This window comes from Silvanigrella sp. (assembly GCF_044369315.1).
GTDB lineage: Bacteria > Bdellovibrionota_B > Oligoflexia > Silvanigrellales > Silvanigrellaceae > Silvanigrella.
The window spans coordinates 24642-44937 of record NZ_JBIPMD010000002.1 but is presented as its reverse complement, the minus strand read 5'-3'; the positions used below and the strand labels follow the sequence as shown (position 1 = coordinate 44937).

At 30.2% G+C, this 20296-nt stretch carries 20 protein-coding genes and 1 tRNA gene; 9 read left to right on the top strand and 12 right to left on the bottom strand.

The features are described from left to right. Positions 1-239: 239 nt before the first annotated feature. From ACIQ56_RS00440 to ACIQ56_RS00415, 6 genes are read right to left on the bottom strand one after another with little or no spacing between them, the layout of a single operon-like run. On the bottom strand, positions 240-1748 hold the full coding sequence (locus ACIQ56_RS00440; RefSeq protein ID WP_397599108.1) for a hypothetical protein: 1509 nt from the start codon (positions 1746-1748) through the stop codon (positions 240-242). Between the two features lie 12 nt (positions 1749-1760). Continuing rightward, on the bottom strand, positions 1761-2978 hold the full coding sequence (locus ACIQ56_RS00435) for a TonB C-terminal domain-containing protein (RefSeq protein ID WP_397599107.1): 1218 nt from the start codon (positions 2976-2978) through the stop codon (positions 1761-1763). Continuing rightward, a complete protein-coding gene (locus ACIQ56_RS00430) occupies positions 2975-3412 on the bottom strand; it encodes an ExbD/TolR family protein (RefSeq protein WP_397599106.1) in 438 nt (145 codons plus the stop codon). The genes ACIQ56_RS00435 and ACIQ56_RS00430 overlap by 4 nt, the downstream gene beginning before the upstream one ends. A gap of 14 nt (positions 3413-3426) precedes the next feature. Further along, complete coding sequence (locus ACIQ56_RS00425) at positions 3427-4140, bottom strand: MotA/TolQ/ExbB proton channel family protein (RefSeq protein WP_397599105.1); 714 nt, start codon at positions 4138-4140, stop codon at positions 3427-3429. 23 nt (positions 4141-4163) lie between these two features. Next, a complete protein-coding gene (gene cmk / locus ACIQ56_RS00420; protein WP_397599104.1) occupies positions 4164-4886 on the bottom strand; it encodes a (d)CMP kinase in 723 nt (240 codons plus the stop codon). Between the two features lie 8 nt (positions 4887-4894). Continuing rightward, positions 4895-5965 (bottom strand): acetyl-CoA carboxylase carboxyltransferase subunit alpha, encoded by a 1071-nt coding sequence (locus tag ACIQ56_RS00415; RefSeq protein ID WP_397599103.1) that lies wholly within the window; start codon positions 5963-5965, stop codon positions 4895-4897. 124 nt (positions 5966-6089) lie between these two features. Between ACIQ56_RS00415 and ACIQ56_RS00410 the strand changes: the two genes are divergently transcribed. The 8 genes from ACIQ56_RS00410 (at position 6090) to ACIQ56_RS00375 (ending at position 14078) form a co-directional block, all read left to right on the top strand. Then, positions 6090-7253, top strand: a complete 1164-nt coding sequence (locus ACIQ56_RS00410; protein ID WP_397599102.1) for a citrate/2-methylcitrate synthase — start codon at positions 6090-6092, stop codon at positions 7251-7253. 22 nt (positions 7254-7275) lie between these two features. After that, the gene (locus tag ACIQ56_RS00405; RefSeq protein WP_397599101.1) at positions 7276-8781 is read left to right on the top strand and encodes a 3-deoxy-D-manno-octulosonic acid transferase; all 1506 of its coding nucleotides are present in this window, start codon (positions 7276-7278) and stop codon (positions 8779-8781) included. Between the two features lie 54 nt (positions 8782-8835). Then, the gene (locus tag ACIQ56_RS00400) at positions 8836-10386 is read left to right on the top strand and encodes a ribonuclease E/G (RefSeq protein ID WP_397599100.1); all 1551 of its coding nucleotides are present in this window, start codon (positions 8836-8838) and stop codon (positions 10384-10386) included. Positions 10387-10721: 335 nt separating this feature from the next. Beyond that, on the top strand, positions 10722-11768 hold the full coding sequence (locus tag ACIQ56_RS00395) for an ABC-three component system protein (RefSeq protein WP_397599099.1): 1047 nt from the start codon (positions 10722-10724) through the stop codon (positions 11766-11768). After that, the gene (locus ACIQ56_RS00390) at positions 11753-12226 is read left to right on the top strand and encodes an ABC-three component system middle component 2 (RefSeq protein WP_397599098.1); all 474 of its coding nucleotides are present in this window, start codon (positions 11753-11755) and stop codon (positions 12224-12226) included. Before ACIQ56_RS00395 ends, ACIQ56_RS00390 begins: the two co-directional genes overlap by 16 nt. Positions 12227-12261: 35 nt before the next feature. Next, positions 12262-13368 (top strand): AAA family ATPase, encoded by a 1107-nt coding sequence (locus ACIQ56_RS00385; RefSeq protein ID WP_397599097.1) that lies wholly within the window; start codon positions 12262-12264, stop codon positions 13366-13368. A gap of 142 nt (positions 13369-13510) precedes the next feature. Continuing rightward, positions 13511-13852, top strand: coding sequence for a hypothetical protein (locus ACIQ56_RS00380; protein ID WP_397599096.1), 342 nt, complete (start codon positions 13511-13513; stop codon positions 13850-13852). Continuing rightward, entirely contained in the window at positions 13845-14078 is a 234-nt protein-coding gene (locus ACIQ56_RS00375) for a hypothetical protein (protein WP_397599095.1), read from the top strand. The genes ACIQ56_RS00380 and ACIQ56_RS00375 overlap by 8 nt, the downstream gene beginning before the upstream one ends. 8 nt (positions 14079-14086) lie before the next feature. On the opposite strand, the gene ACIQ56_RS00370 is transcribed toward ACIQ56_RS00375, so the two are convergent. The 5 genes from ACIQ56_RS00370 to ACIQ56_RS00350 form a co-directional block, all read right to left on the bottom strand. After that, the gene (locus tag ACIQ56_RS00370) at positions 14087-14398 is read right to left on the bottom strand and encodes a BolA family protein (RefSeq protein WP_397599094.1); all 312 of its coding nucleotides are present in this window, start codon (positions 14396-14398) and stop codon (positions 14087-14089) included. A gap of 33 nt (positions 14399-14431) precedes the next feature. Beyond that, positions 14432-14515: transfer RNA gene (locus ACIQ56_RS00365), tRNA-Leu, on the bottom strand. Between the two features lie 73 nt (positions 14516-14588). Next, positions 14589-15563 carry a hypothetical protein gene (locus ACIQ56_RS00360; RefSeq protein WP_397599093.1) on the bottom strand — a complete coding sequence of 325 codons (975 nt, stop codon included), beginning with the start codon at positions 15561-15563 and terminating at the stop codon, positions 14589-14591. 13 nt (positions 15564-15576) lie between these two features. After that, on the bottom strand, positions 15577-16029 hold the full coding sequence (locus ACIQ56_RS00355) for a hypothetical protein (RefSeq protein ID WP_397599092.1): 453 nt from the start codon (positions 16027-16029) through the stop codon (positions 15577-15579). Between the two features lie 33 nt (positions 16030-16062). After that, positions 16063-17256, bottom strand: coding sequence for a hypothetical protein (locus ACIQ56_RS00350; RefSeq protein WP_397599091.1), 1194 nt, complete (start codon positions 17254-17256; stop codon positions 16063-16065). Positions 17257-17345: 89 nt separating this feature from the next. Between ACIQ56_RS00350 and ACIQ56_RS00345 the strand changes: the two genes are divergently transcribed. Further along, a complete protein-coding gene (locus tag ACIQ56_RS00345) occupies positions 17346-17927 on the top strand; it encodes a hypothetical protein (RefSeq protein WP_397599090.1) in 582 nt (193 codons plus the stop codon). Positions 17928-17932: 5 nt separating this feature from the next. Here the strand turns inward: ACIQ56_RS00345 and ACIQ56_RS00340 are convergent, their stop codons facing one another. After that, positions 17933-20113 (bottom strand): DEAD/DEAH box helicase, encoded by a 2181-nt coding sequence (locus ACIQ56_RS00340; RefSeq protein ID WP_397599089.1) that lies wholly within the window; start codon positions 20111-20113, stop codon positions 17933-17935. Between the last annotated feature and the right edge of the window lie 183 nt (positions 20114-20296).

Sequence of the window (20296 nt, the reverse complement as noted above, 5' to 3'; positions counted from 1 at the left end):
TGTCCTCCCAATAAGTGATTTTTACAAAGCATAAATCCAGAATTAAATCTCCTCCTCAAAAGGAGATTTAATTCTGGATTTATGCTTTGTAAAAATCACTTATTGGGAGGACACATGGTGTGGGCAATCTGTGTGGAAAATTAAAAAAATTATACCTGCAAAAAAATTTATTTTTAATATTATGACTGAATATCAAGAAGAGATTGAAAAAATAAAAAAAATATAAATTGTTCTGTTGCCTAGTCATCTTCAAAGTCAGAAATTTGAGGGCCCCAGGTGGCTTGTTTCACTTCTACAAGAGGAATATCAAGAGGTTTTTGATAGGAACCATCTTTTGTCATGACAAATAATCTTTTTGGTCCATGTCTTGTTCCTTTAGCAGTTCTGTCAGATTGAAACAAAATAAATCTTCCATCTGGAGACCAAGTGGGTTTTTCGTTGTCACCTTGATTTAAGGTTAAACGTTCTATATTAGAACCATCTGCATTTATTTTAAATAAATCCCAACGATCGATATCTCTATCGTAACTTGCAAAAGCAATTGTCTTACTATCTGGAGTCCAATTTGCAGAAGCATTGTACCAGCCCGCGTATGTTATTCTCGTGCTAGACTCAGTTGCTAAGTTTTTTATAAAAATCATTGGCTTACCAAACTTTGTACTTGTATAGGCAAGTAATTTTCCATTAGGTGAGTAAGCGGGTTCTACCTCAATAGCGCTCGTATCGAGTAAGGTTTTTTTATTGCCACCAAACTTATTCATAGAAAATATATGTGTGGAGCCTTCTTTTGTACTTGAGGAAAAAGCTATGGTGTTTCCATCTGGAGTCCAAGAAGCGCCTGAGCTATTTGGCATATTATTTACAATTTTTGTTTCTTGTTTTGTGATTAAGTCGTAATTATAAATTTCAGGTCTACCTGATTTAAAAGAAGTGTAAGATATTTTATTCCCATCTTTTGTCCAAGTAGGACTTAAATTAACAGCATTATTATTTGTAATTTGTTTTATATTACCCCCATCAAAATCTGCAATATATATTTGACCATTACCATTAATTTGTTTTTTACCAACAAAGACAATTTGAGACATAAATGGACCTGTAGTACCTGTTAATGCACCAACCGTTACATCTCCAAATCTTCTTAAAGCGATATCTGCTGTTTTTAAGCTTAAATTTGTATATAATTTACCAACAATTTGATTTTGTGATTTAACATCAAACAATCTGATTTCAAAGTTAAATTTATTAGAAATACTAACAGAAGTAAATTTTCCAAGAATAACATATTCTGCTTTTAATGGTTTCCATTGAGCTGATTGAAAGGGTTGAAGAGCAATATTTGCCACTTTAGGAAAAGAATCTTGAGGTATAAACTCAAACCAATTTGTAAATCCTAAAATTGAGCTCATTCTTTTTGTTAATAAGTTTAGATCTTGAGAGCTTAAAGTAACGCTTTTGTCATTAATGACAAAACTTGGAATTGCCATTCTTATTTTTTTTACGCCAGGAGCAGCAACATCTATCGTATTATCTAATTTTCCTTCTGGAATTAAATCTTCAGTAACGGCAGAAGGTTTTTTTTCAATTGATTTAGCTTTAATATTTGTTTTTGAATTAGAATCAAAAGAACTAGAGGCACCAGTAGAAGAAAATGAAGAATTATTTTGTGCATGACTAAACAAAGAAAAATTTGTAGAACCTAAAATTGTTAGTAAAAAATATTTTTTAAACTTATTCGGAAATATCATAAAAATTCCTTATTATTGTACATTTTTAGCAGAGTATGATGCTTCAAATCTTTTTGGAGGATTGATATCTTTAGGCGGTGGTTCAGAAACAGGGAAAGTACTTTCAAGAGAATTAATAACAAGAGAATCAAACTCACTATTACCGCTTGATTTAATAATTTTTGGTTTGCCAATTAAATGGCCAAATGGATTAATTATAAATTCGACTTTTGCTTTTAAATTAGAAGGAAAATTATTTCCCTCCGATGTTCCCCAATTTAACTTTAATTGTCTACCAATGTAGGCTTTATAGCTATTATAGCTTTTGCTACTTATTTTTCCTTCTAGGACACCAGAAGGAGCTTCTGCAAAAGGACTATCAGGAAGATCGCTAGGAGAAGCAAAAGGAGAAGTTGGAATTTTATTTGGATTTGCTTTGTTACCATCTGGTTTAGCAAGATTTTTTTCACGAATACCATCTGTTTTTTTTGTGGCTTCTTTTCTAGTATCAAGCTCTTTTCGTTTTAAAAAATCATCTAATTTAATTTTTTGTTTATCTTTATCTGGTTCCGGACCAATTGGCTTATTTTCAACTTTCTCTTTATTTTCTTTTTTTTCAATAGGCAGTAGTTTTATTTTTTTTTCTTGTTCTTTATATGTAAGAGTGCTGGTTGGATTGTCAATTAAAGGAGTTTTTTCTTGAACTTTTTGAACTGTATCTGGAGTTACATTTTTTGTTAATTGAGGTAATTCACGTATTGTTTTTGTTGCTTCACTTTCTCCAATTTCTTCAGTAGTTGTCTTTTGTATTGTTTGAGCTGCTGTGTCATTTAATCCAAATGTGACTTCAACAATTTCTGCTTTATCTTGCGTGATAGATGAAATATAAGAAGTAACAATAAAAAATGAAGCAATACTTAAATGAACGATTAAAGCCACTAAAAAATGAAATGGTTTTGTATTATAATATTCACTTACTTCAGCAGGTGATAAAAAAGGAATTTTAAAGCTATTGTGCTTTATATCTATTAAAGGTTGTTTTACTTTTTTATTTAAAGGTAATTCGGAAATTTTTATGTATCTAGGACCAGTTAGAATTTTATCATCATGAATAGGATTATCAAATGAGCTTGAAAAATAAATATTATTTTTTGTAGTATAAGTCGGCTTGTTAAATTTTAACATGTTTTTTTCGTCGACTTCAGGATATCTATAAGATTTTATTTCAATAGGTATTTCGTTTTTATTCATTTCTTATCACGTTTATTTTCGCCAACCATGCCGATTCTTTCGATTCCAGCTTTCTGAGCAGCTGTCATGGCGGCCATTACTTTACCATAGGGAACACCATCATCTGCTCTAATAAAAATAGATGGATGTTCGCGATCTTTTATTGAATTTTTAATTACAGTTACAAGATTAGTATCTTTTATAAATTCTTTACCAATATAGAATTCGCCTTTTTTATTAATGGATAATATCAAAGAATCATTAGATAAGGAAAGAGATTTAGATTGAGATGTTTTTGGTAATTGAACATTGACTCCAGAAATTGCAAAAGGCGCTGTTACCATAAAAATGATTAAAAGCACAAGGCAAACATCAACAAATGGAGTCATGTTGATTTCTGCTATAAAATTTGCTTTGCGATTGCTATCATTTTCATTATCAATTTGAAAAGACATTTTAAGATATCCTTTTAATTACCTTCTTGATCTGGCTTAATTGTGTAATGACGTTCTAATATATTAATGAAATCAGAGGAAAATCCGTCTAATAAAACAAGATGTTTTTTTATTCTGTTTATTAAAACATTATAAAAAATAACAGCAGGAATAGCTACAAATAAACCTAAAGCTGTGGCAATAAGTGCTTCTGAAATACCAGGAGCAACAGAAGCTAAACTAGAAGTACCGCTAGAGCCAATGTCATGAAATGCGCGAATAATACCAACAACAGTACCAAAAAGTCCAATAAAAGGGCCGGCAGAAGAACAAACAGCAAGAATACTTAAATTGTTACCTAAGTTGGCCTCTTCTAGCATTTTTTGTCTAGATAATGTTCGTTTAACGGTATCAAATGGAATAGGGCCAGAAGCTCCTCTTTTTTCACGAGTTTGTAATACTCGAATCATTTCATTAAAGCCAGAACGAAAAACCTCGCGCGCTGGGCTGTAATCCATGTCTTTTACTTTAAGATTTAATTCAGAAAGGCTTTTTGCTTCCCAAAAATTTGTGAGAAATTTTTCCGAGAGATTTTGCATCGTTTTTAGAGAACGCATTTTGCCAACAATAACAACCCATGCCCAAATACTCATAAATAATAATAATACCATGACTGCCATGCCAACAGGGCCGCCATTTAATAGGATGGAAAACCAATCTATTTTTGTTGATTCTAATGCAGTATCCATTAAAAAAGCCTTCCAAAATTAAATTAAAATTCGCTTTGTGAAATAACTAAATCTTTTTGTACAGCTAATTGCAAGATTTTTTTTGCAATTTCTTCTTGAGATGATTTAGTGGAATCTAGTGAAATAGCATCAAGAGCTGGTTTTAATGGAGAAAAAGTTCGATTTAAATCTCTTTCGTCTCTCTCATGTATTTCACGAAGTAATTCCTTTATATCTGTTTTTTGACCACTTTGATTTAATTCTTTTAGCCTTCTTTCAGCTCTTTCTTTAACTGAGGCTGTTAAGAATATTTTAAGTGGGGCGTCAGGAAAAACAACTGTTCCCATATCTCTGCCGTCAACAACAGCACCATTGTTATTTAAAACAACTTTTCTTTGGATAGGAAGGAGCCTTTTTCTTACAAAATCTTCTTGAGCAAGAATACTGGCTAATTCCGAAACAAATGGAGCTTTTATTTCAATTGTAATATCACGTTCGCCAATAAAAACTTTTCCCGAATTGGATTCTTGCCTATATCTTTCTGTAATAAATGAAATAAATCTTTCGGTATTTTCTAAATCTGTAACTTTAATATTAGATTCATGAAATAAAAGAGCTAGGGTTCTGTAAATGGCACCTGTAGTTACGTATATCCAACCCAGATTTTGAGCTACAATTTTCGCAACCGTACTTTTTCCAGATCCTGCAGGCCCATCTATGGTAATTACCTTTAATTTTTCTTGCAAATTTAAATCAGGGTTTATCATAAATTCCTCTATTGCAGACCCAAGAAGGATTCAACATCTTCCCATGCTTCATTCCAATCAGGAATGTGGGATTTTTCAGTATGCATTGGCGAAATTGCAGGCATATTTTCAAATGAACCAATTTTAAAATATTTTTTAATTCTATCTAGTTTTAGTTCTTCTTTACTTAATTTTGACAATTGATTTACATTTTTTTCAATAACATCACCTATGGATTCAATTGCTTCTTTACTTTTCCAGTGAGCGCCACCAAGAGGTTCTTTGATAATTCCATCAATGATTTTATTTTTTAAAGCAATATCTGCAGTTAAGCCAAGAATATTAGCAGCTTTATCTGCTTGAGTGCCATCTTTCCATAAAATAGAAGCACAGCCTTCTGGGGATATTACACTATATGTCGAGTATTCCATCATAAAAGTTTTATTAGCAACACCTATAGCAAGCGCTCCACCACTTCCTCCTTCTCCAACAACAATAGAGACAATAGGAACGGATAACCTACTCATGACCATAATATTTTTAGCAATTGCTTCGCTTTGTCCACGTTCTTCCGCATCCATTCCAGGGTAAGCACCAGGAGTATCAATAAAAGTTACTATTGGTAAATTGAAACGCTCTGCTAAATTCATTATTCTTAAAGCTTTTCTGTAACCTTCTGGCCTTGGCATACCAAAATTTCTTTTCATGTTTTCTTTGGTGCCGCGTCCTTTTTGATGACCTATAATAACAACTCTTTTTTTACGAATTATCCCAATTCCTGTTACAATTGCTTGATCGTCAGCAAAATTTCGATCTCCATGCAATTCGATAAAATCTGAGCACAACTGATTAATAATATCTAAAGTGTAAGGTCTGTTTGGATGACGAGAAAGCTGAGTGATTTGATAAGGTGTTAAGTTAGAAAAAATTTCTTTTGCTAAAAGTTCAAATTTATTTTCTAGTATAGAAATTTCTTCATTAAGGCCTTTAGTATCTTCAGTTTTTGATAGTGAAATAGAGGATTGTTGAGCAGCAATTCGAAGTTCAGATATTCTATTATAAAGTTCAAGAAGGGGTTTTTCAAGCTGTAGAATGTCCATTTTGTTTTAATCCTCTTAAAGTGCTGGTATGTCACAATGAGTACAGCTCAAAACTAACTTCGAGCATTGTTAAAGTTGGTAGCAAAATTGAGCGTAATGGTCAAAAAAACCGAGGAAGTTTGAAATGAGTCAACAAGACCCATCAAAGCAAAATGATGAATTAAAATATAATATGCAAGACATGGTTGCTGATACAACGGGAATAAGTTGGGTTGATGGACTAAATGGACGCTTATTTTATAGAGGAATTAATATTGCAGAACTTGCTGCTCATGCCTCATTTGAGGAAACGGCGTGGTTACTTTTAACTGGAAAACTTCCTTCTAAAAGTAGGCTCGAAGGATTTCAATGGGGATTAAGTAATATGTCCCATTCACAAGAAAAAGTAATACGAATTATTGAAGAGTTTCCTCAGCATTCTAACCCATTACTCGTTTTGCAAACAGGATTATCTTCTTTGGCGTGTATAGATAGAGAAGATGAATATTTAGAAGAAGAAAATCATATTGAAAAAGTTATGCGTGTTATTGCACAAACTCCTGTAATATTATCTGCAGCATATCGCCATTATTTAGGTGTTCCATTACTAGAACCAAGATCGGATTTAACTTTTGTTGAAAACTTTATTTATATGCTTTTTGGAAAAATACCTTCAAAAAATCAAAGTAGATGTATGGAAATTGCATTAATAATTCAGATGGATCATGGTTTTACACCATCAACATTTACAGCCCGAGCAGTTGCATCAACATTCTCAAATTTTTATTCAGCGACAAGTGCTGCTGTGGGAGCCTTAAGTGGCGCTTTGCATGGCGGTGCAAGTGAATTAACTATTGATATGTTAAAAAAAGCAAAATTAAGTGGAAATCCTGTAAAATATACAAGAGAAATATTAAATTCTGGTGGCAAAATTATGGGAATGGGACATCGTGTTTATAAAACATTAGATCCTAGAGCTGTTATTTTTAAAGATTTATTAACTCAATTAACCCAAAAAGATGAGAAAGATAGTGATTTAAAAATTTTATCTGAAATAGAAGAAGAAGCTAGAAAATATTTTAAAGAAAAAATGTTACCCGTTCATGTAAATGTAGATTTTTGGAGTGGCGCTGTTTATAAAAAATTAGGTATTCACCCAGTGCTTTATTCAGCAATATTTGCAGCTGCGAGAATGGTGGGTTGGTGTGCCCATATTTTAGAGCTCAGACAAAATAATAAAGTGTATAGTCCTAATTCAAAATATATTGGTGATATAAATATTCCTTATATTCCCATTGAACAGAGATAAAATATAGACAGGAGTTTTTTTAGTGTTTTTTATATATGAAATTTTTCAAAAAATTGCTTATTTTTTATTAATAATATTATCTAAAATTATTGTAAATAAAAAATTTATACGATTTTGTGAATTAAGAAATTCATCCTTTTTTTTGAGTGAAATAAAAAACACAAAAGAAAAAATTAATAATCTATCTCAAAATAGTGGAAATTATCCTATTATTTATTGGTTTCACGTTGCTAGTGCAGGAGAAATGGAACAAGCTATTCCTGTTGCAAGGAAGTTAAATGAAAAATTAGGAGCTCAATTTTTTGTTACATATTATTCTCCAAGTGCAGAACCATTTTTAAAGAATTTTCCTGCAAAAATAGGCTGTGTCGGTCTGCCTATAGATATAAGAAAATTATATCATATTCTTTTTAGTGAAATAAAAATTGAGAAAATGTTCTTTGTTAGATATGATATTTGGCCTGGATTATTTGAAACATGCTTACAAAAAAATATTGAATTAAACTTAATTTCAGCATCATCTGAGAAAACAAAAAAAGGATTATTAGGCTTTTTAAGCAAAATATGGAATAAAAAATATTATATGAATTTTAAAAATATTTTTGCTGTTTCTAATGAAGATGTTTCTTATTTTTCTGAATTTATGAACGGTTCAAAAATATATTTATCTGGCGATGCAAAATGGGCTAGAGCAAATGAAAGAGCACAAAATGGTTCTGAAAAAAAAGTGGAAAGAGATTTTTCTCTTTTTTATTCATACTGCATCGCTCAAAAAAAATCTTTACACAAAAAATGCGTAGTATTTGGTTCGCCTCATAATGACGAGCATAAAATAGCAATTCAGTGTGCATCTTTAAAAGAAAAAATATTAATTATTTACGTACCACATGATGTTAATCCAAAAGTTTGTCAAAATATATTAGAAGATTTTTATAAATTAGGAACAAAAGCTGTTTTGTTTTCCGATCTAATAAATAATATTAAATATGAGTTTTCTGAAAATATAAACGAAAATATAGATAAAATATTATATCAAAAACATGATGATCATCATAATGAATTAAGGTTGCCAAATAATATTTATAATTATAAAAATGAAATAAAATTTTCACCTAATTTAATGTCTTTAAGTGAAATAATTATAGTAGATAAAATTGGTTATTTAGCAGAAATATATGAGCTAGCAGATGCTGCCGTTATTGGTGGTGGATTTGATGGCCAAATTCATAATGTTCTAGAGCCCGCAGCCCATGGCGTTCCTGTTTTAATCGGAAAAATGTTTTTGCGAGCTAGAGAGGCAGCACAGTTGATAAACTCGGGAGGAGCAATTTCTTTTCAAAATTCAAATGAGTTGTTCCAATTTCTTGCCCAGTGGGTTAGTTTGGTAGAGAAGGGGGCTGACTCAACCCATCCAGCGATTCAATTAGGCCAAGCAAGGTCAAAAGCGATAGAGCTGTTTAAAAGTATTCCTGATACAAGTGAAATTATCTTGCAAGCCTTTTTAGAAGGTAAAAATAGTAAAGACTAGGTAACTCCATTTGTGTTTGGATTTTTGAACCTTTTTAAAAAAAGAATATGAGTCATGGTCGCTAAGCAATTAGTTATAAACAGCACTTCTTATGAGACGCGTGTTGCTCTTATAGAAGGTGGTCAGGTTTCAGAGTATTACATTGAAAGAAGTCGAGATAGAGGAATCGTTGGTGGTATTTATAAAGGCAAAGTAATTCGTGTTCTTCCTGGAATGCAAAGTTGTTTTGTTGATATAGGTCTGGAACGAGCTGCTTTTCTATATGGGGGAGATATAAAACCTGAAGGTTCTTACGAACTACCCGAAGGTTTTGATGAAGAGGGTAAGCCCATTCATAATCATGTTGATGATGATGAAAATAGTGAAGGAAACCCGAATAAAAATTTTCAAAAAAATTATAAAATATCCGACCTCGTAAAAGAAGGTCAAGAAGTCCTTGTGCAAGTTGCTAAAGATGCAATTAGTACAAAAGGCGCTCGGGTTACGACTTATTTAAGTTTACCTGGAAGATACGTTGTATTAATGCCAAGTATTAATCATATTGGTGTTAGTAGAAGAATTCAAAGTGAAGACGAAAGAACAAGATTACGCACTATTGTTCAAAAAATAAAGCCAGATGGTGCTGGTATTATCGTAAGAACTGCTAGTGAAAATGTTCCAGATGAAAAAATAATTGCGGATATCGATTTTTTAGTTAAACTTTGGGAATCTTTAAGAACAAAAAGTTTAAAATCGAAATCACCTTGTTTAGTTCATGAAGATTTAGATCTTGTTTTCCGTGCTACCAGAGATCTTATTTCACGTGATTTAGATCGAATTGTGATAGACGACAAAAAACGTTACGAAGATCTTGTGCGTTTTTTAAATCGTTTTAGTGTTAAGTTAGGTGCTCAAGTTCAGCTTTATCAAGGTGATACTCAAATATTTGATGCTTTTGGAATTGAGCAAGAGGTTTCTCGTGCTTTAGGTTCTAAAGTGTGGCTTAAATCGGGTGGTTATTTAATTATTGAACAAACAGAAGCCTTAACTGCAATTGATGTTAATACAGGAAGGTTTGTTGGTAATAAATCCCTTGGAGACACTATTGTTAAAACGAATCTTGAAGCTGTAAAAGAAATTGTACAACAGCTTCGTTTACGTAACATAGGTGGTATTATTATTCTCGATTTTATTGACATGGATCGAAATGATGATCGTGATAAAGTTTTTCAAGCTCTTGTTGAAGAACTTAAAAAAGATAAAGCTAAAACAACCGTATTAAGAATTTCTGAAATGGGTCTAGTCCAAATGACTAGAAAACGTACTGAAGAAAGTTTAATGCAAAAAATGACTGTTGATTGTCCTTATTGCGATGGAAATGGTCATGTAAAAAGTCCTTCTACAGTTTCGTATGAAGTAATCAGAGAGTTATTAAGAGAATTTTCTCGATCAAATAATGAAGGATTTGTTGTTAAAGCTCATCCACATGTTGCAGATAGATTATTGGAAGAAGATAAAATTTTTATTGATGAGCTTAAAGCTAGACATGGAAAAAAAGTAGTCGTGAAATCTTTTGTGGATTATCATTTAGAGCACTTTGAAATTGCACCCATTCGATTTGAATAAATAAACAGAAAAAAATAAAATATTATTTTTTAGAACCACCTGCACACGTAGGTGAGTTTTCTGTTTTTCCATTCTTTTTTTCCCATTCATTTATCGTTAAAGTACGAAGGGAACAAGCACGAATTTTTGAAATTTCTTCGGAAAAATTTTATAAATAACTAAAAGTCTGATTAAATTTTAGCTTAAAACATATTGAAAAAAATTTAAAATTAAGATAAAAATAAATTTGATATTTATCTTTAAACTAGTTACCAAATAAAAGTAACAATATTATTTTTGCTGATTTCCTTATCACTTTTATATTCATTTTATTTGTGATTTACTAAGGTGGAGAAATGATTTTCAATTGCTATCCTGATACACTTCTAAAAGGTCAAATAATACTCCCTCTTCAAAGAATTCAGCTATTTAGTCCGAAAGAATGGGAAGATTTTATCACAGAGTGGGTTTATTGTATTAAAAAAATTAATGGATATGAGGAAATTGAAAGTGTTGGTGGTTCTGGTGATATGGGCATTGATGTAAAAGGTATAACAAAGGATCCTTCAATATGGGATAATTATCAATGTAAGCATTATAAAGATCCTTTAAAGCCATCTGATGTTTGGGTTGAATTTGGAAAAATTGTTTTTTATTCTTTTCAAAAGAAATATAAATTTCCTAGAAATTATTTTTTTGTATCACCAAAAGGAGTTGGTACAAAATTATCAAGCTTATTAAAAGATTCAATTAAACTAAAAGAAGAATTAAAATCTAATTGGAATCAATATTGTAAAAATCAAATAACAGATACTCATAAAATTGAAATGACAAATGATTTAGAAGAATATTTAAATTCGTTGGATTTTTCAATTTTCAAGTATATACCTCCACTTGAAATAATAGAACAACATAAAAAATCAACAAATCACATTAATCGTTTTGGAGGTGGGCTTCCTGATAGACCCAGAGTAGAAGAACCACCAAAAAACATACAAGAAAAAGAATTAAATTATACTAAAAAGTTAATTAAGGCATATGAAGATCATTTGAAAAGAAGTTTTAATTGCATTAATGAAATTCCTGATGATAATATTAAAGGACATTTTTTTGACTCAAGAAAAGAATTTTTTAGTGCAGAGGCTCTCAGAGCTTTTTCAAGAGACTCTCTTCCTTCAGGGGCTTTTGAAGAACTTCAAGAACAATTTTTAGATGGTATAAAAGATGAAGTTCGTAAAAAATATAATGATGGTTATGAAAAGGTTTTAGAAGTTATAAAAGCAGCAAGAAGATTAATTATTACAAATAATGGATTAATCAATCGAATGAATGTGAAAGATAGAGGTGGTATCTGCCATCAACTAGCGAATGAGAAGGAAGAAATTGTATGGGTGAGCCGCTGAAGAATAAGCATATTTCTCCTTTTAATAGTCATTTGGAAATTGGGTTAAGAGTATTGTCAATATTGACAGAAGCTTTTCCTAATAAATATTCAATTAGACAGCTAGCTGTTCTAGATTATTTACTTGTACATTCTGATGATACACTAGGTGGGCCAAATGGTTTACATCCTAAAATACCTCAAAGAAGTGGCGAATATTTTATTCGTAAAAATGAGCTTGATGGTGTTTTAAAACTATTAAAAAGCAAATATTTAATAAATGAATATTATTATAAAGATATTGGTATATTATTTTCAGCAACTGAGTCTTCAATTGTTTTTCTTGATTGTCTTAAGTCAAATTATTCTAAAGAATTAAGAAGTTATATAAATAATTGGCTTATAAAAAATTTTGGTAAAATGAATGAAAATCAATTAAATAATATAATGTTAGAGAATATAAAAAACAGAATGGAATAAATAATCAAGACTCTTTGGGATTGAGGAAATTTTAAATGTATAAATTTGGTTTTCAATTAGTTGAACTAAGATTGATTGGTTCAAATATTAAAGATTCTTATGTTGAATTTAAACCAGGTTTAAATGTAATAACAGGGCCATCTGAAACTGGAAAATCTTTTATTTTGGATTGTATTGACTACGTATTAGGCAAAGCAAAAACTCCAAAAAAAATTGCAGAAATTAAAGGGTATGATGAGGTTATTTTAAAAATCAGAGTAAATGTTGATCGTAAAAATTTAATTTTTAAGCGAGATTTAAAGAATAATAAATCTAATATTGAATTAAATAATAATGGAGTTACTACGAGTTTAAAATACAAATTGGATAAAAATAATAATAATATTTCAACATATCTTTTGGATTTGATTGGTTTAAGTAATAAAAAATTGAAAAAAAATAATTCAAATAAAGTAGAAAATTTATCATATAGGGATATTAATTGTTTAGTTTTAATAGATGAAAAAAGAATAATACAAGAAAAGTCTCCATTTTATTCGGATGATATAATAAATAATACTAAATACTCTTCTTTAATAAAACTTCTTCTTTCTGGTTGTGATGACTCAAATATTGTAGAAGTTGATAAAAAAAGAAAAGAAAAAATAATTGCTAAAAATGAGCTTATTTTAAATCTTATTAAAAGTTTTGAGAGTGAAATTCCTAAATTATGTAATAAAAAGAATATAGAAATGTTAGATGAAGAAATCAAAGCATTAGACTTGAAATTCGATGAAACTGAAAGTAGAATAAGTGCTTTTAAAGCTGAGTTTATACTTAAAGAAAATATATTTAAAGCTTTAAGAGAAGATATTTTAAAAAACGAAAACAGAAAATCTAATATTGAAGATTTTTCCTTAAGGCTTGATTTATTAGAGCAACATTATAAAAGCGATCTTGAAAGAGTTGAGGCGGTAGCAGAAGTTTCTGAAGTTTTTTTTAAAATAGATAATAGATTTTGTCCGAAATGTGGATTAAATTTAGATGAAAAATTAGATGAAAATTATAATTTTCATGAAATTATTGAAGCTTGTAATACTGAAAAAATTAAAATAAGTAATTTAAATTATAATTTAATGTTAACAAAAAAAAAGCATATTTGAAGAAAAATCTAATCTTGACATTGAAATTGAAAAAAATAAATTAGAATATAAAAATATTGAAGAAGAAATAGAAAATTTGTTAAAACCAATTATGATTAAGTCAATAGAAGAGCTAATTATAATTAAGGAATCTATTTTTAAATTGAAAGAGATTAATTATAAAAAAGAAAAAATTATAGAATTAGAAAAAATGATTTGCCCTACAAATTTTAATAAAATTGAAAAAAGTGAAATTAAAATAGATGAAGATATATATTTTGATGAGCTTTCTGATTTATTAATTAAAAACTTGAATTTGCTAAATATAGATAAGTCAAATAAAGTAATCTTTAATAAAAAAAATTTTGATTTCGTTATAAATGGCAAAGATCGTAATGTTTTTGGTAAAGGAGTTCGGGCTATATTATTTTCGATAATTATAGTTTCATTATTTGAATATTGTAAGAAAAAAAAACACTCCTCATCCTGGATTTATTGTGCTTGATTCGCCTTTGGTCGCTTATGAAGAACCTGAAAAAAACAATAATGATTTATTTAATTTTGATCAGAATTTTAAAGATTATTTTTATTCTATTTTATCAAAAGAATTTAGTGATGATCAACTCATTATAATTGAAAATACGACTCCACCTTCAGATATTAAAGCTAATATTATAAAATTTTCTAAGAATAGTTCTGGAAGATATGGATTTATAGAAAATCTAAATTAAATAAAATATTATTTTTTAGAACCACCTGCACATGTAGGTGAGTTTTCTGTTTTTCCATTCTTTTTTTCCCATTCATTTATCGTTAAAGTATGAAGGGAACAAGCACGAATTTTTGAAATTTCTTCGGAAAGAATTTCGTTTATAAAACGATGTCTCGTTAATAGACTTTTATTTTCAAATTGATTGGAAACAATTTCAATTCGAAAATGAGATTCTGAGCCTTTTGGAACACTGTGCAAATGACTTTCATTTTCGACTTTTAAAAAATGAGGATTTAAATTTTCTTTTAATTTTAATTCGATTGAAGACTGAATGCTCATAGGCACACCTAGGTAGTTCTTTAGACTTTAAGATGGTGCGGACGGAGAGACTCGAACTCTCACACCAAAGGCACTGGCTTCTAAGACCAGCGTGTCTACCAATTTCACCACATCCGCTCGATGTCCTTCTGTATATGAGATTTTTAGATAGTTCAACCCTAATCGGTAATTAAATTAAAAAAAAATGACTTTATATGCTAAAGAACTGAAATGAGCGCTGTTTTCTAGTAAAAGCTTTAGGGCTGGTGGTTAAGTTTAAAATTGCTATTACTTCCGTCGTTTTATTTGGAGAAACAGTAATAATCAATGAACTTAGTCTTTCAAGCACCATAAAAAGCCCTAAACCCGCGCCTGCTGCTTCTTGTTGAAGGCGGATCATCGCTTTTCTATCACTGGCAAATAAAAACTTTAAGTACTTATAAACAGTATGTTTGCTAAAAGACCCAAAAGAGTCTCTTACCCCAACGGCTAAATAGGTCCCATCAAAACTCCATTCAATTTGGACAGTTTCTTGAGGCAGTAAAGCGATTGGAACTCTTCTATCGACATCTTGTAATTTAGGATTGGCATCCCATATAGCGTTCATAAGGAGCTCTTCTTGGACTTCAACGCCAAATTGAGCATATGCATCTGTTGGTCTGCCTAAAACTTGAGATAATCCTTTAATAAATTCAAATAAAGCATCTCTAAACCATTGTCTTTGATCGGAATGAGATAAGACATATCTGTGAACATAAGCTCCATATGAAACACATTTATCAACACCAAAGTATTTTTTTTCACGTATTTTTCTTATTGTGCTCATTAATTGTAAATGTGGTACATGCTCTTGATTACAAGATAATACATGCCCAAATAGCATTAAGCCTTCGCTGTCTACTATTTTATCTTTAGTTTCTTCATCTACTAGAAGCAAATTTTCAATTCGAATAGATGGAATTAATTCATGTTCCTTTAATTTTTTTTCATCTACTTTGTCAGTAATATACATGGTTTGTTTGCAACCACTTTGTGCCAGCTTTTTTATTTCTATGATTGTTTTGTCCATTGATGCTATAATAGTAGATATTGCACAACTTTTAAATAAAGCGACTAATTCATTTCTATAATGTTCGCTTTGTACATCAATAATTGCATCCAGATTTATGTTGTCACTATCTATCATAGAAATCCTTAATTTATTTTAAATTTTCTATAAAATAAAAATATGATTCAAAATCGACATCGGATTCAATACTACAACCTTCTTTATCACATTTAGGAAGCTCATATTCTAATTTTTTTCCCATTGTAAATTCTTTTCCAGAATTCATTAAAAATACTTTTTGTTCGCCACAGTTTTCACAATAAGCAGGTATTTGAAAGCTTTCTACCTTGGCATTATTAGATAAAAACTCTTTAACCATATTAAATTGCATAACGACGGATTGAGGACAATTATAATAAATAGGAGTTATTTTTAGTTTTGTAATCCATAAAATCCATTCACGAACACCGCAGCTGTTGATAGTTCTTATGTTACCTAAATCGAATTTTACCACTCCGGAAGGAAGACCAAAGTCCCCTAAATTACAAGTTTCGGTGATGTCTCCAGAGACAAGGTATATGCCATCCTTTAACTGAACATCCACGTAAACCTCCCGAAACAAAATGCATTAAAATCTTTAATTTAAAAGATCGACAGTGAGCTTCGTAATATATCTTCTGTCGATAACATAACCATTGTTAATTGGAACGCTTTCGCCATAAGTTGCGATCTCTAAATTAGCAAAAAGAATATATATTGACATTCCAGCGCTAAAAGTCTGCATTCCATAACCTAGTCTTGCAGAGAATGGGGCGTTAGCTCCAGTTTTTTCACCAAAGCTGAATTCACATCCTGCACGTAACTTATTTCGGTCATCAACTCTGGGATCATTAATTCTTTCTTCTTCGATAGAGAAAATGGTGCCAACGTTTTTGCTAATTTCAGGGCTTATACTTAACCCTCCTTTAATATTCATTTTTTCAACTTCGTTATTTGATGTTGAACTTGCAGCTTTATAAGTAGTATCTCCAACATCAAGAAATGAAAAAGCTATTTTTGTATTTATACTATCTTGAATTGGTAAAATGATGCCAGTATCAAAAGCAAAACCATAAGTAAAATTCACATTTTTATCAGATGCTTTGTTGGAAGCGTCTATAGCTCCATATTGATTGGCTTCAATTGTATTCATTTTTGTTGATCTTTGCATAAATCTTGAGCCTAATCCTAATATAATACGCCTAGAAAAGGGATAACTAAATCCAATTACAGGCCCATATTGATCTCGACTAATTAAAGTGAATGTTCTATCGTAAGTTAATGGAGTTATACTAGTTGAATAAGCACTTGTTTGGGTTGAATTTAATATTGTAGTATATCCATTAACATAAGAATCTACTAAAACTCCTAATTGTAAACGTCCTATAACTACATTTGGAAATAAGCTTAATCTTGTAAATACAATATTACTACTATCTCGGTTTGTAACGGCTTTATTTATTATACTAGAAGGATATTCATATGAATTAAAATAATTTACTAATAAATCTGATGTAAAAGAATTGCTTGAAAATGAAATATTTGGAAAAGAAGCACTTTTTAAAATGGATTTCGATTTTAAATTATTCGAACCAATTCCAGCAGGATTATGGAAAATGGCATTTTCATCATCTGCAACAGCAACAAAAGCGTCCCCCATGCCTAATGGTCTAGCACCTAAATAGATTGGGAGAGGTGGAATTAAAATGGAGCTATCACTATAAACTCTATAATTAATTAATATTATAAATAAAATAAATATTAACTTCATTATTGATAAAAATTTTAGCAACTTTATCTCCACATTTACAAAATAATTTGTTATATGTTCTCGGTGTTTTTTTCTATGTTTTTAGAGTACTTAGTAAAACTGAGGGATTTGTGGTTCCTAATATCGATTTTTTGGCTTCTATCCCTGAAGGCCAAGCAATTCAGTATGTTTCAAAAAAAAGAGATATTCCTTGTCATGTGCTTTTTTTAGCAGCGGCAGGTAAAGCCTCATCAAATAAACTCCCCGCAGATGAGCGTTTGCTTATGTTAAATTTTGCAAAAGCAGCTTGTGACACTCAAAATCCTGATATTTTGTGGCAAATTGCCCATGTTGAATCAATGTTTAAAATAAGAATAGTAAATATTGAAGGAAAACAGGTTCTTACTGGAAATGATGCTAAAAAGTTTTTATTAAAAGGGTTACCTAAAAATAAAAACGTTGATATTGGTCCGTTGCAAATTAATTGGAAAGCAAATGGCTCAAAATGGGAATATGAGCCCATAAATTATTTAAACGGTGAATTTTCTGTTGATTTTTTATCTAATAAAATTTTAAAAACATATGTTAAAACATGTGGTGATAAATGGATAAACTGTTACCATTCCTATAATAAAGATAGAGGTTTGGGATACAGAAATAAAATAGAATTATCAGGAAGAAAATTAAGAAACATTCTTGTTACTTATTTATAATCATTTTATAAAATATTTAATATTTCTTCTTTAGATAAAGTAAACTTTTCACCTTTAATTTGGTTTAATTGTTCTTGTGAAGCATTATCCAAAATTTGTGAAGCGGTTTGAATTTTATCAATTAAGGATTTTTTAATATATTCATCTACTGTCTCTAAGCTAACTAAATGGATTACTAAACATTTTTCTGAATTTTGGCCAATACGGTGGAAACGAGCTTGTGACTGAACGTAACTTCCTCCATCAAAATTTAAATCCATATAAATCATTGTATCAGCTTTCATTTTACCATCTCTAGGTAACAAAGTTAAACCTTCTTTAGCAGATTGAGGTGTGGCAATAAATAAACGGCATTCAGGATTATTTTGAAATTGTTCTACGCTATTCGCTCTATCTTGAGTATTCATTTCACCTGTGTGTGCAACTGCTCCGTAACTTTCAGCATATGTCTCTGCTAAATAATTTACGTTTCCAACAAAGTGGCTCCATAAAATTACCTTTTTTGTATCATCTGAAAATATATCCGTTAAAATATCTTCAAGTTCTGTTAATTTAGCATTAGGACCATTATAATTAGGATCAATAAGCATTGGATTTGAACAAATTTGAGATAAACGAAGCAATCTAACTACAATATTATTTGCTTGCATGGAATATTCTTCAGGACTCATATTTTCTATTTCACTTCTTACAGAGTCTCTCATTTTAGCATAAATTGTTTTTTGTTCTGCTTTAAGCTCAATACTATAATCTTTATAAATTATTGGAGGCAAGTCTAAAACTTCATTTTTCAAACGGCGTAAACTTGTTGCTTGAATTCTTTTTCTAAGTTCTTCACCATTTCGAACGCCAATAAATTTTTCTATTTTTACTTTTCTTCTACCTTGGTTAATTTCAAGAATATCTATATAACAAAAGGTATTTTTAAATGCAGGGAAACTCGTTCCAAACGTATTTCCATTATCCATAACAAAATATTGAGCAAAAAGGTCAATTGGTCTATTTGCAATCGGAGTACCCGTTGCAATAACACAACGCTTAGCTCCGTTTCGAATAAATTTTGCACTAATTGTTGTTTGAGCCATTAGGTTTTTAATTCTTTGGCTTTCATCAAAAACAATCATTCCATCCCCATTTTGAATCCATTGAGCTAAAGCTTCTTTTTCTAGTCGAATTCCTTCATAGTGAATTATAAATATTGGGGAATCACTTTGCATTAATTTTGCTCTTTGCGCTGGTGAACCTTCAATTACTGTAAAGGGAGTTGAAGTGGCTAAAGATAATTCTTCTTGCCACGTTCTAACAAGAGATTTTGGAGCAACTATTAAACAACGATTGATAGATTTATTTTGTAAAAGCATTGCAACAGAGGAAGCAATTTGAAAACTTTTACCACAACCCATTTCATCTAATAATGCACATGCAGAGTTTTGCAATAAAAATTCAATACCTGTAATTTGGTGTGAATAAGGTTTTCTTTTAAATGGAAATAAAGCTAATTGTTCTCTCGTTTTGTTTAATATTTTGAGTTGATCTACGGATATTTTTTGTTCTTTTGAGGTAGATCCAATCATAGCTTCACTACCAATACTTGCTTGAACTTCTGTGTTTAAATCAAATTCTTCAAACCAACTCTCACGTAGAATTAATTTACCCAATTTGTTTGGAGCAATATTTGCATAATATTTTCCTTTTACAAATTCTGTTATTTCTTTATATGCTTCATCCGTTATTCTAAAACCTTTTCCAATAATATCAAAAAGGTCATCAAATGCACCGATAAATACTTTCCATGCCCTATTATCAGGATCCCATTGTCTTTCATTTCGATCAAGACCTTTAATTCTATCAATTGTATTTTGATTATAGTTAAATGTAACTTTAAAATTACCTTCTTCTATATCAATTATTGTATTTGTATTTAAGTACCGGCCTTCTTCATAAATTTTAGAAATATTTTTTAATATTCGATCTAAATGTTTTGATTGAAGAGGAGGAGCAAGGTGAATTTTAATTTTTTTTAAGTTTAAAGTACCAATTATTTCTTGTTTTTCAAATTTAGGTTGTTCAACTATTATTGGTTTAATATCATTTTTTTTATCATCGATGATTCCAAATGTGAGTCGAATCGGCCCTTTTGGGGGTTTTGGACGATATGTATTCTTGTTATTCCCTTTAAATCCCATACTTTCATTCTCCAAAACTAATGTTGCAATAGGCCAAACTAAATGCAAATATTTATTTCAAGCTCAATGTACGCTATTTATGAAAGAGTATAAAACTCTTTTTTAATGCTAGTAGACATTGTTAACAGCTTTCTTTAAATTACAAATTAGCACATGCCAATAAAAATATTGATGTGCCTATTT